The following is a 14,349-nucleotide window of genomic DNA, read 5'->3' as shown; positions in this document are numbered from 1 at the left end:
CTACCACCTCTTTACGTTTGTTGTATCGTGTTCTCCCATCATATCTGAAATGCTTCCGCTTACGTCTACATTATCAGGTGTACATAAAAAGATGTCGGTTCCAATTTTTTGAATGTCCCCGCCTAAAGCATAAACTGTACCACTTAAAAAGTCGACAATTCTCACTGCTTGATCTCGTTGAATGCGCTGTAAATTAACAACTACGACTTTACGATTTTTTAAATGATCCGTAATTTCTTGTGCTTCGGCATAGACGCGAGGTTCGCAAAGCATCATTTTTGATGATTTTTGAACGCTTTGTAAGCTAATCACGTTTTGCTGCTGATTCGGCTGCTGACTAGCTTTCACTGGTCTCGACTGCTGTACAGGCTCTTCTACCGACTCTTCTTGTTCGTAATGTTCTTCTACATATTCAGTATCGTCATCAAGAGCAAAAAAACTTCTAAAGCGATTTTTCATACTCATCTTGAATTACACCTCCTTAACGTTCATTCCCAACTAGCGTGGTTCCTAGTCGAATGAATGTTGCTCCTTCTTCAATTGCAATTGCATAATCGTTTGACATTCCCATTGATAGCTCCGTACAAGGTGCATACGGGAGGTTTAGTTCTTGTATACGATCCTGCAATTTCTTTAGACCTTGAAAACAGCTGCGAAGCAAGGACTCGTCATCTGTGTGAGGAGCCATGGTCATTAATCCAACTACTTGGATATTTGTAAATGTTTCAAGAGATTGAATAAATGGAATTACCTCTTCTACAGCAAGGCCATGCTTTGATTGTTCTTCGGCAACATTAACTTGTACAAAACATTTTATACGATGTCCTGCACGTTTATCAATTTCTTTTGCTAAAGATAATCGGTCTAGTGAATGAATATAGTCAACTTTATCAATCACATTTTTTACTTTTCTTGTTTGTAAGCTTCCGATAAAATGCCAGGTCGCTTTCTCACCGATTGATTCATACTTTTCTAGAAGACCTTCATCCCTGTTTTCTCCAAGATGTAAAATGCCTGCATCCACTGCTTCTGCTGCTCGTTTTGTGGAAACGTATTTTGTTACAGCAATCAGCTCTACATCTTCTCGATTTCGATTAACTTTTTTACATGCTTCAGCAATTGTTTGTTGAACTGCTTCTAGATTTTCACTTACGCTAGCTGTCACTATGTAATTACTCCTCCTTAAAGCCTATGAAGTTAAACATGCGTCCTGTTTTCCCTTGGTCGCGGCGATGTGAGAAGAACAGGTCATCTTCACAGCTTGTACAATACGACGATGTTAAAATTCGTTCCGGCAATACGCCTGCGTTTTGAATCAGCAGCTTATTGACTTTTTTTAAATTAAGCGCGTATTGTCCAGGGCTTACTTCTTGATATCCATTTTGGCCAACTACTTCGTTTACTTGTGTAATGACGCGGTTATCGACAACATAACAGCAATCTTCAATCGAAGGGCCAATCGCCACGTAAATATCTTCAACCGGAACATTTTCTTGCTCTACCCACAGCCGAATCATATTTCCTGCAATATCTTTTACTGTTCCCTTCCACCCAGCATGAGCAAGACCAACTAAATGGTGATCAGGCGCATAGAAGTACAGCGGAACACAATCTGCATAACATAAAGCTAACAAAATATCAGATTCATTTGTATAAATGCCATCCGCTGCTTTTATGCCCTCTTCATACTTGTAGAGTCCTTTTGCACAGTCGGCTTTTGTTACTTTTTGAACAGTTGCTTCATGTACTTGTTCAGCACATACAAAGCTTTCAAAAGACATGTCTAGTTCGGCTGCTAAAATTTTTCTATTTGTAATAACATCTTCTACGTTATCGTTTACGTGAAGCCCTAGGTTAAAAGAAGCAAATGGAGGTTTACTCACGCCACCATTTTTTGTGGTGAAACCAGCAACAAGCATATCATTCTTTTCTACCCAAGGGCTCAGCCACATAAACGACTCGTGATGGCTTTTTTTTAATGGCTCAGGATTCATGTATGTGACACATCCCTTGTTTCATTTGTTCTCACATATTGTACCACAGATTGCTAGGTGCTGTTGACAAAAAACTAATTCTCTTCAGGCTGAAATGCGTCTTTATAACGTACTAAAATGACATCGGAACCAATTTTCACAATATTTTTCCACGGAATCACAATTTCATCATCTTTGCCAAAGAAGCCCAATACACGAGAGCCTCCGATAATGACGGCCTGTATTTTTCCCGTTGTTAAGTCAATATCAATATCCCCTACATTTCCAAGTTTTTTGCCATCAGCTACATTCACTACATCTTTCAGCTGAAACTCTGAAATCTTTAACATGCTCTCTCCTCCTATAGCCAACTTTATTCCTTAGCCTATATATATTTTCAAATTTTCATTTCATGAAGGAAAAGCTTATTTTTTCTCTGCCATTCTCTTTCTATAAGCATTTTGTTCACTAATTACACAGTTTTTCATCAAGAGACATTCTCAACAAGCAGCGAGAAGTCCTCATAGCAATAGGAAATCTAACATGAATATCTTTTGGTTATGTATTCATTGATACATACAAAATAAGCATCATGTCTGTTTTTATAGACACGATGCTTATTAAGTTGAACATCAAATAAAGTGAATGGTATTGATTGTATGAACAAGAGCAGCTGCCAGTTTAGAGAGCTTTTGTTAACTTTGAATATTTTTATTCATCTGTTTAATAGCAGCTTTTTCTAAACGAGAAACCTGCGCTTGAGAAATACCAATTTCTTCAGCAACTTCCATCTGTGTTTTACCTTGGAAGAAGCGCTTTCGTAAAATTAGTTTTTCTCGCTCGTTCAATCTTCTCATACCTTCTTGCAAAGCAATTTCTTCAATCCAAGTTGAATCACGGTTGCGTTCATCGCTTAGCTGATCCATCACATAGATTGGGTCTCCGCCATCATTGTAAATAGGTTCAAATAAAGAAACCGGATCTTGGATAGCATCTAAAGCAAACACAATTTCTTCATGCGGTACTTCTAGGACTTTTGAAATTTCCTCAGCTGTAGGTTCCTTGGATGTTTCACTCATAAGCCTTTCACGAACTTGAAGAGCTTTATAAGCAATATCACGAAGGGAACGAGAAACACGGATTGGATTATTGTCACGTAAATAGCGGCGAATTTCCCCTATAATCATTGGGACAGCATATGTAGAAAACTTCACGTTTTGACTTAAATCAAAATTGTCAATGGATTTCATTAATCCAATACACCCAACCTGAAATAAGTCATCAACAAATTCTCCACGATTGTTAAAACGTTGGATCACGCTGAGTACGAGACGTAAATTTCCGCTTACTAGCTTTTCTCTTGCTGTTCCATCTCCAGCCTGCATTTGTTTAAACAACTTTCGCATTTCTTCATTTTTTAATACGGGAAGTTTCGAAGTATCTACTCCACAAATTTCTACTTTATTTCTTGTCAACTCTTTCCCTCCTAACAGGAGATGATGTTCTGAATTCAGTATCTCCTCCGGAGGAAAAAATATGCACTTTTACAATTCTGACAATTCCACGCTAAAAAAGCTGATTGTATAAGATGCTTCTCAGCCCTTATACAATCAGCTTTTTTACTTAAACCATTTTATTAAATTCTTTTCGCAGCCGTTTAATAATTCGTTTTTCGAGCCTTGAAATATAAGACTGAGAAATGCCTAGCATATCGGCTACATCTTTTTGCGTTTTTTCTTCTCCGCCGGCTAGCCCAAAGCGCAGCTCCATAATTTGCTTTTCACGATCATTTAATTGGTGCAGTGCTTTCAGCAAAAGTTTTCGATCTACATTCGCTTCCAGGTCTTTTGTGATGATATCTTCTTCGGTTCCCATCACGTCAGATAATAACAGTTCGTTTCCATCCCAATCAATATTTAACGGCTCATCAAATGAAACTTCAGATCGAATTTTATTGTTGCGGCGCAAATACATTAAAATTTCATTTTCAATACAGCGAGAGGCGTACGTCGCTAGCTTAATTTTCTTTTCAGGATTAAACGTGTTTACTGCTTTAATTAAACCGATGGTGCCGATGCTAATTAAATCCTCAATATTGATTCCCGTATTTTCAAACTTGCGGGCAATATAAACAACCAGTCGCAAATTACGCTCAATCAATAGTGAACGTGCTGCTTCATCTCCTGATGGGAGTTTTTTCAGAAGTACTTCTTCTTCATCTTTTGTTAAAGGCGGTGGAAGAGCTTCACTTCCTCCTATATAGTACACTTCATCTGTTTTTAACTTAAGTTTAATTAATAATTTGTACCACCATAATTGAAATCGAATTCGATATGTAGCCATTCTGTATCCTCCTTTATTTGTTCACACCTTTTACGATGCGGAACTTACTTCTCCAATAACGATAAGCTTCGGATGAACAATACATTCATATTGCTTCTCCACTGAAAGCGTTGTATGACTAATACCTACTAATACTTTAGTGACTTCAATCGTGTTGGACTGATGAACCAGCCTTACCATATCTGGCTTTAGAGCAAGCAGCAGCTGATTGGCTTGGCCTACGCTTCGATAAGGGACAAAGCGGACTTTTGAATACCACTCTTGATCAATATCTTCGCTGTGTGAAAAGGATTGAACATTTTTGCTTAATTCCATTAAGCCTTCAGGCAATATTTCTTTTAAAGAATCTGCTGTAACAATCATAACCGGGGTTTTCGTCAGCGGATCTACAAGCTGATTCCCACTATCAATAAGTCCTTTCATCGACAGCGTCTGTTCGTTTAAAATAACTTCTACATCTACCAGCTGATCAAATGTAATATTTTTCATTCGCAAATCATCAACTCGTGCTTTTGAAAAATAAGATAATAGCGGAAAACCAATAAGAACAAATATCCAGCTAATAGGATCACCAAACTGTGGAGATTTCGTATCAACCATTTGATTAAGAACAAGGAACTGATCTTGAAATAAAAAGTGAACGCCCATTAACCCTCCACCCACAACAAAGGTTGCAAAATAAAACGTTAATAAATTCTCAAAGAAAAAGCGCAGTCGTTTATAACCAAACGCCATCAATACCATAAAAAACGAGAATAAAATTTTAATAGCAGGGTGAACCATAAGATGAGAAAAAGGTGTAAACATAAGAAGGACAATCAATGAACCGATAAAGCCGCCAAGCAAAAGCCGCCACCACTTGTAATTCCGTTTAAGTACAACAGCACATAACATTAGTAAGATCGTATCTAACCCAAAATTCAGCATCCATATTAAATCTAAATAGATTGGCAATGTTTATAACCTCTCCATTCTTTCTGAATTTTTCTGTTAAAAATTAGTATATAGTACATCCTATTAGAAAGTCTGTCAGTTCATGCCGAGAAACAAGCAGTATTTTTGAGGAAATCATTCGATATTTGTCACACTACTTTTAGAAAGAAAACACAAACCCTTTGAAGGCGTCATATTGACCATGTCGAATGTTTTTTATACTCTTTTTGAGTTTTCTAGATTCATTGCATAAAAAAAGACCTCTGTATAAAACAGAGGTCTTGGCTTTTTATTTTCTTAGCGTCTACGATTACGGTTTCGTAAGAATGTTGGAATATCTAGCGCATCTTCAGACTGTGGCTGAGATGGACGCGTATATTCTTGCTGTACAGGTTCTTCACGCTTTACTTCACGCTTCGGCTGTGGAGCCGGTTGCTGTGTCGATTGCTGCATGCGATTCGCCGATAACGAAGGACGACCTGGTTTTGGCTGTGATAAATCTTGGTCACTAAAGCCAGTTGCAATAACTGTAACAACAATCTCATCTTTTAGGTTTTCGTTAATAACAGATCCAAAGATCATGTTCACTTCTTGGTCAGAAGCCGAAGCAACGATATCTGCAGCTTCTTGTACTTCGTAAAGACTTAGGTTTGTACCGCCTGTGATATTCATTAATACACCTTGAGCTCCATCGATAGATGTTTCAAGAAGTGGACTTGAAATAGCTTTTTTAGCTGCTTCAGCAGCGCGGTTTTCACCAGTCGCAATACCGATACCCATAAGTGCAGATCCTTTGTTAGACATAATTGTTTTCACGTCCGCGAAGTCTAAGTTAATTAATCCAGGAACTGCGATTAAATCTGAAATACCTTGCACACCTTGTCGTAATACGTTATCCGCTTCACGGAACGCTTCTAGCATTGGCGTGTTTTTATCAACGATTTCTAATAAGCGATCATTTGGAATAACAATCAGCGTATCCACTGCTTCTTTCATTGACGCAATGCCGCCTGCCGCTTGAGTAGAACGCTTACGGCCTTCAAACGTAAATGGACGAGTAACAACGCCTACCGTTAGTGCTCCTAGCTCACGAGCAATTTGGGCAATGACTGGAGCTGCACCAGTTCCAGTTCCTCCACCCATACCAGCTGTTACGAAAACCATGTCTGCACCTTTTAGTGCTTCTTGGATTTGTTCCTTACTTTCTTCAGCTGCTTTTTTACCAACTTCTGGATTAGCACCTGCACCTAATCCTCTTGTTAATTTAGCGCCGATTTGCATTTTTGTTTCAGCTTTTGATAAATTTAATGCCTGTGCATCTGTATTAACTGCAATAAATTCTACACCTTGGACGCCATGTTCAATCATTCGGTTAACCGCGTTGTTACCGCCGCCTCCGACACCGATTACTTTAATCGTCGCTAATTGGTCTACACTTGTATCAAACTCCAACATGATAGTTCCTCCTAATTCTTCGAAATTACCAATCCGTAACGTTAATCAAAGAAGTATCCAAAAAACTTCTTCATTAAATTTTGGTCATTTTTCTTTTTCGGCTGCTCAGCTGATTGTTGCGGCTGCTGTGGTTTCGGGCTAGGTTTGATCATTTCTTGCTCAATCGGCTCTTCTTCCACAACTGGCGCTCCAATTTCCCGGCCTTGTATTTTAGCATTTTTGTATGCAAATTTTATTAATCCTACGCCTGTTGTATAATGCGGCTCACGTACTCCAATATAATCAGGCACTGCTATGCGCACGTTATTCTTTAAAATCACTTGAGCTAGCTCAAGAATACCAGGCATCGCTACTACTCCGCCTGTTAGAACAAATCCTCCTGGAATATCTTTGTATCCTAGGCGGTTTACCTCCTGCGTAATCATATCTAAAATCTCTTCTAATCTAGCTTCAATAATATCAGAGATTTCGAGCTGATTAAACTGCTGATGCTGATCGCTTCCAATGATCGGTACACTAAATACTTCTTCTTCAGAAGCATGATCGTAGAAAGCATGTCCATGCTTTATCTTAATATTTTCCGCGTCTTCAGTCGATGTGCGAAGGCCAATCGATAAATCTTTGGTAATGTGCTCTCCGCCAACAGCTAGTACATTTGTTACTTTCAAATGTCCTTGGTCAAAGATCGCAACCGTTGTTGAACCTCCACCGATATCTACCAGTGCGACACCTAAGTTTTTTTCATCACGAGATAATGCAATTGAACCAGCGGCTAGAGGCTGTAAACAAATATCACTGATTTCTAAACCAGCTCTTTCTACACAGCGTAATAAGTTATGTAAAACCGTTCTAGATCCTGTTATGATTGTGCCTTCCATTTCTAAACGTACCCCAATCATACCTCTAGGATCGTTAATACCTTCTAAGCCATCTACGATAAATTGCTTTGGAATAACATCAATGATTTCACGATCTGGCGGGATAGACATGACTTGAGCAGCATCAATTACTCGATGAATATCTTCGTTTGTAATTTCACGATTTTCGCTTGACACGGCTACTACTCCGTGACAATCCTGTAAAAATACATGATTTCCGCTTATGCCCACTACAACCTTTTTAATTGTAATGCCTACCATTCGTTCAGCTTGTTCTACTGCTTTTCTAATAGATTGAACTGTTGCATCTATATCAACGATAGAACCTTTTTTTAGTCCGTGTGATTTAACATTCCCTACACCAATGATATTCAATGAATCGTTACTCATCTCTCCGATGATTACTTTCACACTGGATGTACCGATGTCTAAACTAACGTATATTTCATTGCTGTTCATTCTTTGGCACCTCCTTTTTCTTTCTGCACATGTCATCTTAAATAAATTAAGAAGAACAACAATATTAATTTTTTATTATATGAAAATATTCAACAAATACATCTGTTTCCCTTTTGTAAAATCAATTTTTTTCAAGTTTTTCACAGACTTTATCTCTTTCAAAGAACAAAACGTTCTTGTTTTGACTTTTTTTTAGATTTAAGCCTCAAATTCACTGAAAAAAAGCTATTTAACTACAAGTCTACACTAAGATGTACACTGAGAAAAGCGAAACTTACCTAGAACAAATATTACATTTCCATTTCACAGCAGCGGAGAAGAAAATCATATGTATGCAGAATACTTGCATGTGATTATACAATGTACAAGGGCTAGTTTGCCAGTCTCAACTCATCTATTTCCTTTAATTAACACTTATAAAAAATAATTACTGTTTGCTCTTTTTATAAGGTTTAAATGCATATCCTTCTTCTAAATCAATAATGCCTTTTTGATCATCACTCAATTTACTTGCAATAGCTGGGTAATGAATAATTTTATCAGAGAAGTTGCTAATTTTCCCGCTTACTTCACGCGTATCATTCATAAACACCTCGATGTGAAGAGGTTCTGATTTTGTCGGCGCGTAGTAAATCTCAGAAATAGCCCCTTTTATACTCTTAGGCGTTTTAGCTAATTCTTGAACCATGCTTTGTATAGCGTCTCCGTCTTTCCAGTCAATTAGCAACGGAGCGTCGGATGACACTTTCTTAACACTTACTTCTTTTAAAACTTTTCCATTTTCATTCACAGGGAAATATTTATTCCCCGAGGTTACATATGCAATTCTTGCGTACTCTTTTACGTCGATTACAACCTTATTAGGAAATGTTTTATGAATGACAGCTTCCTTTACCTCAGGGTTTTTTTCGACTTTTTCTTGAATTTGATCAGCGTCAGCTTTCCAGTAGCTGGTTTTTTTGGACAGACCACTCGCTTTGACAATATCCTTATCACTTACATGTTTATTCCCTTGTACTTCAATGTTAGAAACATTACTCAGAGAAGATTGAGAATATACAATAAATAAAATAAGGATGAAAAAGAGTGATAAATACAAAATAAGCCGTCTATTTGCTTTTTGCTTTCGCTGTTCTTGCAGCTTCGGTACACGATCTTCTAAAACAATTAACTTACCTTTTTCCATTTTTTTCACCCTTATCCATTTGAGAAAATAAACGAGGACTTACCATCTATTTATTTCCAATCTTTGCTTCATGAGAATATCCCCATTATAGCATAGAATAAACACATAAAAGCTACCTTTTCACGCATAACCATACAGCGAAGGGCTGAGTAATTAGCGACCGATAATCTCAACTTCTGTATGAATATCAATATCGAATTTCTCTTTAATTGTTTTCTTAACATGAGCAATTAAATTCAGCACGTCTGAAGCCGTTGCATCTCCTGTATTGACAATGAAGTTCGCATGCTGTTCACTAATTTGCGCACCGCCTACTGAAAAACCTTTTAAGTTGGACTTTTCAATTAAGTCTCCTGCATAATTTGGAAGCGGATTTCTAAAAATACTTCCTGCACAAGGGAAATTCCAAGGCTGTGTTTCACGGCGATAGTCTTTATTTTTCTGCATGACCGCCACAATATCATCTTTCGTTCCCTTTTTCAAACGCAGCACAGCTTCTACACATACTCCAGGACGGTCTTTTTGTAGAATGGAATGACGATACGAAAATTGAAGCTCTTCATTTGTCAGCCACTCCAGAGTGCCATCTTCAAATAAAATCAGCGCTTTTTCGACTACATGAGACATATCAGAACCATGGGCACCTGCATTCATATAAACAGCGCCTCCCACAGATCCAGGAATTCCACTTGAAAACTCCAATCCAGACAGACCTTGTTTTGTAATAACTGTTGCAAGCTTGATGCTAGGGTATCCCCCACCTACAGTAACCGTCTCTCCATCTACTGTTAAATCATCTAATCCGGCTCCGAGCTTAATGACCACACCTTCAATTCCCTTATCAGAAACAAGAAGATTAGATCCTCGACCAATCGCTCTCCATTTCACGCCGTGTTTTTTAATCATATCCATTGTAACTTTTAAGTGATTAACAGAATCAGGTTCTACAAGCACATCTGCTGGACCACCAATTTTCATTGTTGTATGTTTTGCTAGCGGTTCATTTTCACGAACCTTTCCAATATTCGCTTCGACTAACTCTTTTACTAACGCTTCCATAAGAACCTCCTAAAACCCTCTTTGCTGTTATAAAACTTTCATGTCAATGCGCCCTTACTTCTAATGCATAAGAATAATAAGAACAGATTCATAACTAAGCAGCAGCACCTTGTAAGATACCTTTTTTCTACGAAGGCACTCTATTCTGTTGTCAATTTCATCATTTTTATTTATCGTATGACATTCACCCATAGAATGTACGTTCATCTGCTATATAAAGTAATTTTGATTGTTTTTTTATCGTTTTTCATTTAGAAGTTAAACACATGCTGACAGTCATAAAAAAACGCTACGCTCATAAGTGCACATACGTTCACCTACTCACTAAGATAAAACATTTAACCTTACACATCATACCATAGTTGGACTCAAAATTGGTTATCACAACATTACATTTTAAAAACATTTCATACAAAAATATCATCTATCTGTAAAAAATCGAAAATAAACCGCCAACAAAATCCGGCGTGCACTTGGATTTAAGATGACGGTTTACTTCAGTAGACCATTGCCTACTTGACATTATACAATTTTTTTCAATTAATAGCGAGAATATCTACTAACATTTAACAAAACTCCAACTGCTGCCAGCATGAGCGTCAGCGACGATCCGCCGTAACTTAAAAATGGAAGCGTAATTCCCGTAACAGGCATAAGACCTGTTACCACGCCTATATTGATCATGACTTGAATCGCAACCATTGAAATAATTCCTAAGGCTAAGAACGTTCCGTAAAGATCAGGTGCTCCCAGCGCTACTTTAATTCCTCTCCAAAGCAATAAGCTAAACAAAAGTAGCACAAGTGTTCCGCCGATAAAACCGAGCTCTTCTGCCAGAATAGCAAAAATAAAATCAGTTTGAGGCTCCGGCAGATAAAAGAACTTTTGTCTACTTTGCCCTAACCCTAATCCAAGCAATCCCCCCGGCCCAATTGCATAAAGAGATTGAATGATTTGAAACCCGCTTCCAAGCGGATCTTCCCAAGGATTTAAAAATGAGGTGATGCGTTTAATCCGATAAGGAGCTGATAAAACAAGCCCTACAAAACCGGCAACGCCAAGCAACCCAAGACCTGCAAAGTGACTTACCTTTGCTCCTGAAACAAAAATCATGACTAAACAAGTTCCAACAAGCACCGTTCCAGTTCCTAAATCCGGCTGCATCATAATAATGCCAAACGGTAAGAAAACCAGTAATAACGCCGGTAACATTCCTTTTCTAAAGGATGTAATTTTCTTCTGGTTTTCTGATAAATATTTCGCTAAAAATATAATCATAGCAAACTTCATAAATTCTGAAGGCTGAATCGAAAACGCTCCAACTCCTATCCAACTTTGCGACCCATTCCGTACTAGCCCTACTCCCGGAATCAATACAAGTACCAGCATAACAAAGCAAATGATTACAATTGGCTTTGCCCACGTACGCCACATCCAATAATCAATATTCATGATGACAAACATCGCGCATACTCCAAGCCCTGCAAATAAGAGCTGGCGTTTAGCAAAGAAAAAAGAATCATTAAACTTGTATGTAGCCCATACCGCACTTGCACTGTATACCATGATAAGGCCGATGGTTAGCAAGGAAAGCGTAACGATTATGAGAAAAAAATCTGGGGTAGACCTTTTTGTCGACACTGTCACACACCTCTAAAAATAGATTAGGGCTAGTGTATTTTCTAGGTGTTTAGACAAGCCCTTATTTCAGTTTATGCACAGATTCAATAAAGATGTCACCACGTTCTTCAAAAGTTTTAAATTGATCCCAGCTTGCACAAGCAGGAGATAATAAAATAACATCTTCTTCATCTGAACAAGCATATGCTTCTGAAACTGCTTGTTTAACATTATCGACACGTTTTACAATTTGTATTCCCTCTTCTTTGGCTACGCGTTCAATTTTAGGAGCCGTTTCACCAAACGTAATAACAGCTTTCACATTTTTAAACTCTTCTTTTAAATCATCAAACTCATTGCCGCGATCGAGTCCGCCTGCAAGTAGAATCGTCGGCTGTGAAAAAGCGGAAAGAGCTACTTTTGTAGCAAGCATATTTGTAGCTTTAGAGTCATTATAAAACTTACGTTTGTTGATTGTCGTGACATATTGAACGCGGTGTTTAACACCAGCAAACGTTGTGAGCACGGAGTAGATAGCTTCATTTGAACAGCCGTACAGCTTCACAACGGATACAGCTGCTAAAATATTTTCTTGATTATGTTTGCCTGGCAGCACCACATCTTTTAACGACATCACTTCTTCATCTTTAAAGAAAATCGTTTCGTTTTTAATATACGCTCCTTCTGTCGTTTGAGCTGTAACAGAAAAAGGTACTTTTGTCGCTTTAATATTTGCACTAGCTTTCATCACTAGCTCATCATCCGCATTAATAACGGCAAAGTCTTCACTTGTTTGATTGTTAAAGAGATTTGCTTTCGCTTTAATATATTCCTCTTTTGTACCATGATAGTCTAAGTGAGCATCAAACAAATTCAATAATAAAGAGATTTTCGGACGGAATTTTTCAATTCCCATCAGCTGAAAAGAAGAAAGCTCCGTTACAATTACATTGTCCTTTGTTGCTTTTTGCGCCACTTCACAAGCTACTGTTCCAATATTTCCAGCAATCAACGGCTGCTTTTGATCTTCTTCTAACATTTTATAAATGAGCGTTGTTGTTGTTGTCTTCCCATTGCTTCCCGTAATTCCGATAAAAGGAGCTTCGCTAATTTCATAAGCTAATTCTACCTCTGTTAAAATCGGAATATGTCGCTTTAATGCTTCTTGCAATAGAACATTTGAATACGGAATCCCAGGGTTTTTTACAATAACGTCCGCTTTGTCTAAAAGCTCAAGCGGATGATGTCCACAGACAACTTCAATGCCCGTTTTTTCTAACTCCTGTGCTGCTGCGTTCTCTTCGTACGGTTTTTGATCATTAACGACTACTTTAGCACCAAGCTGTTTAACTAACTGAGCGGCTGCTAAACCGCTCTTGGCTAATCCTAAAATAAGTACTTGTTTACCTTGATACGTATTGACTGATTTCATTTAAATCCACACCTCGATATAAATTCCAAGCATTGCAAATAATAGTCCTACAGCCCAAAAAGTCATAACTACGCGCCATTCCGACCAGCCGCTTAGCTCGTAATGGTGATGAAGCGGGCTCATTTTAAACACACGTTTTCCTGTTGTTTTGAAAGATGCGACTTGAATAATAACAGATAATGTTTCAATAACAAACACACCACCGATAATAACAAGCAAGAATTCCATTTTCATTAAGACAGCCACCGTAGCGATAGCTCCTCCTAGCGCTAAAGAACCCGTATCTCCCATAAATACTTTTGCAGGATGGGCATTAAAAACTAAAAATCCTAACACAGCTCCTACTACAGCAACTGAGAAAATAGATAGTTCAAACTGCTCTGCATTCCAGGCGAGAACTGCAAATGCACCAAAAGCAATCGCACTTGTACCAGATACAAGTCCGTCTAATCCATCCGTTAAGTTGACCGCGTTTGAAAAACCAACAAGCCAGATGATGAGGAAAACAACATAAAACCAACCTAAATCGATTGGGTCTTTAATTCCTGGAATCGTCACTTCAGTTGAAAACTCAAACTGTCTTGCAATAAAGTAAAAAATAATTGAAATGACAACCTGACCTAAAAACTTTTGTTTAGATGTTAATCCAAGGTTACGCTTTAACACTACTTTTATAAAATCATCTAAAAATCCTAATAAACCAAATCCGATTGTGACAAATAATAATAGAAACGTCTTATATGTAAGTTCTGCATATTGATTGACCATAATAAGAGTTGCCACAATAATAGATAATAAAATCATGATACCGCCCATTGTAGGTGTACCTGATTTTTTTTGGTGAGATTTCGGGCCTTCATCACGAATACTTTGACCAAACTTTAATCTTCTTAAGAAGGGAATAAAAATCGGCGACAATACAACCGTAATCAAAAAGGCTACGCCGATTGTCAATAAAATTGATTGTTCTAGCACGATGTCCCCTCCTTAACTTCTAACTCATTCCGACTC

The 14,349-nt window shown here is 37.9% G+C and carries 14 protein-coding genes; all 14 read right to left on the bottom strand.

Annotated elements, in window-relative coordinates; all coding sequences use genetic code 11:
* Positions 1-465 (bottom strand): cell division protein SepF, encoded by a 465-nt coding sequence (locus tag ACRPLQ_RS01260; RefSeq protein ID WP_028411470.1) that lies wholly within the window; start codon positions 463-465, stop codon positions 1-3.
* Between the two features lie 16 nt (positions 466-481).
* Positions 482-1,165, bottom strand: coding sequence for a YggS family pyridoxal phosphate-dependent enzyme (locus ACRPLQ_RS01255; protein WP_028411471.1), 684 nt, complete (start codon positions 1,163-1,165; stop codon positions 482-484).
* 7 nt (positions 1,166-1,172) lie between these two features.
* Positions 1,173-1,994, bottom strand: coding sequence for a peptidoglycan editing factor PgeF (pgeF, locus tag ACRPLQ_RS01250; protein ID WP_154991816.1), 822 nt, complete (start codon positions 1,992-1,994; stop codon positions 1,173-1,175).
* A gap of 74 nt (positions 1,995-2,068) precedes the next feature.
* Positions 2,069-2,323 carry a YlmC/YmxH family sporulation protein gene (locus ACRPLQ_RS01245; RefSeq protein ID WP_013058951.1) on the bottom strand — a complete coding sequence of 85 codons (255 nt, stop codon included), beginning with the start codon at positions 2,321-2,323 and terminating at the stop codon, positions 2,069-2,071.
* Positions 2,324-2,668: 345 nt separating this feature from the next.
* Positions 2,669-3,448: an RNA polymerase sporulation sigma factor SigG gene (gene sigG / locus ACRPLQ_RS01240; protein ID WP_013058952.1), complete on the bottom strand. Its 780-nt coding sequence runs from the start codon at positions 3,446-3,448 to the stop codon at positions 2,669-2,671.
* A 148-nt stretch (positions 3,449-3,596) separates the two neighbouring features.
* Entirely contained in the window at positions 3,597-4,316 is a 720-nt protein-coding gene (sigE, locus tag ACRPLQ_RS01235; protein WP_013058953.1) for an RNA polymerase sporulation sigma factor SigE, read from the bottom strand.
* A gap of 30 nt (positions 4,317-4,346) precedes the next feature.
* Positions 4,347-5,270 carry a sigma-E processing peptidase SpoIIGA gene (gene spoIIGA, locus ACRPLQ_RS01230; protein ID WP_014458377.1) on the bottom strand — a complete coding sequence of 308 codons (924 nt, stop codon included), beginning with the start codon at positions 5,268-5,270 and terminating at the stop codon, positions 4,347-4,349.
* Positions 5,271-5,546: 276 nt separating this feature from the next.
* Positions 5,547-6,704 (bottom strand): cell division protein FtsZ, encoded by a 1,158-nt coding sequence (gene ftsZ, locus ACRPLQ_RS01225; RefSeq protein ID WP_013058955.1) that lies wholly within the window; start codon positions 6,702-6,704, stop codon positions 5,547-5,549.
* 41 nt (positions 6,705-6,745) lie between these two features.
* Entirely contained in the window at positions 6,746-8,041 is a 1,296-nt protein-coding gene (ftsA, locus tag ACRPLQ_RS01220; protein WP_013058956.1) for a cell division protein FtsA, read from the bottom strand.
* Between the two features lie 427 nt (positions 8,042-8,468).
* Positions 8,469-9,227: a cell division protein FtsQ/DivIB gene (locus ACRPLQ_RS01215; protein WP_165635176.1), complete on the bottom strand. Its 759-nt coding sequence runs from the start codon at positions 9,225-9,227 to the stop codon at positions 8,469-8,471.
* Positions 9,228-9,380: 153 nt separating this feature from the next.
* Positions 9,381-10,286, bottom strand: coding sequence for a UDP-N-acetylmuramate dehydrogenase (gene murB / locus ACRPLQ_RS01210; protein ID WP_165635175.1), 906 nt, complete (start codon positions 10,284-10,286; stop codon positions 9,381-9,383).
* Between the two features lie 540 nt (positions 10,287-10,826).
* Complete coding sequence (gene spoVE / locus ACRPLQ_RS01205) at positions 10,827-11,927, bottom strand: stage V sporulation protein E (protein WP_013058959.1); 1,101 nt, start codon at positions 11,925-11,927, stop codon at positions 10,827-10,829.
* A 61-nt stretch (positions 11,928-11,988) separates the two neighbouring features.
* On the bottom strand, positions 11,989-13,338 hold the full coding sequence (murD, locus tag ACRPLQ_RS01200) for a UDP-N-acetylmuramoyl-L-alanine--D-glutamate ligase (RefSeq protein ID WP_028411474.1): 1,350 nt from the start codon (positions 13,336-13,338) through the stop codon (positions 11,989-11,991).
* The gene (gene mraY / locus ACRPLQ_RS01195) at positions 13,339-14,313 is read right to left on the bottom strand and encodes a phospho-N-acetylmuramoyl-pentapeptide-transferase (protein WP_013058961.1); all 975 of its coding nucleotides are present in this window, start codon (positions 14,311-14,313) and stop codon (positions 13,339-13,341) included. It abuts the gene before it with no gap.
* Between the last annotated feature and the right edge of the window lie 36 nt (positions 14,314-14,349).

It is taken from the genome of Priestia sp. TRN 1309, assembly GCF_050846875.1.
Lineage (GTDB): Bacteria > Bacillota > Bacilli > Bacillales > Bacillaceae_H > Priestia > Priestia zanthoxyli.
This window is presented reverse-complemented; position numbering and strand designations above follow the sequence as displayed.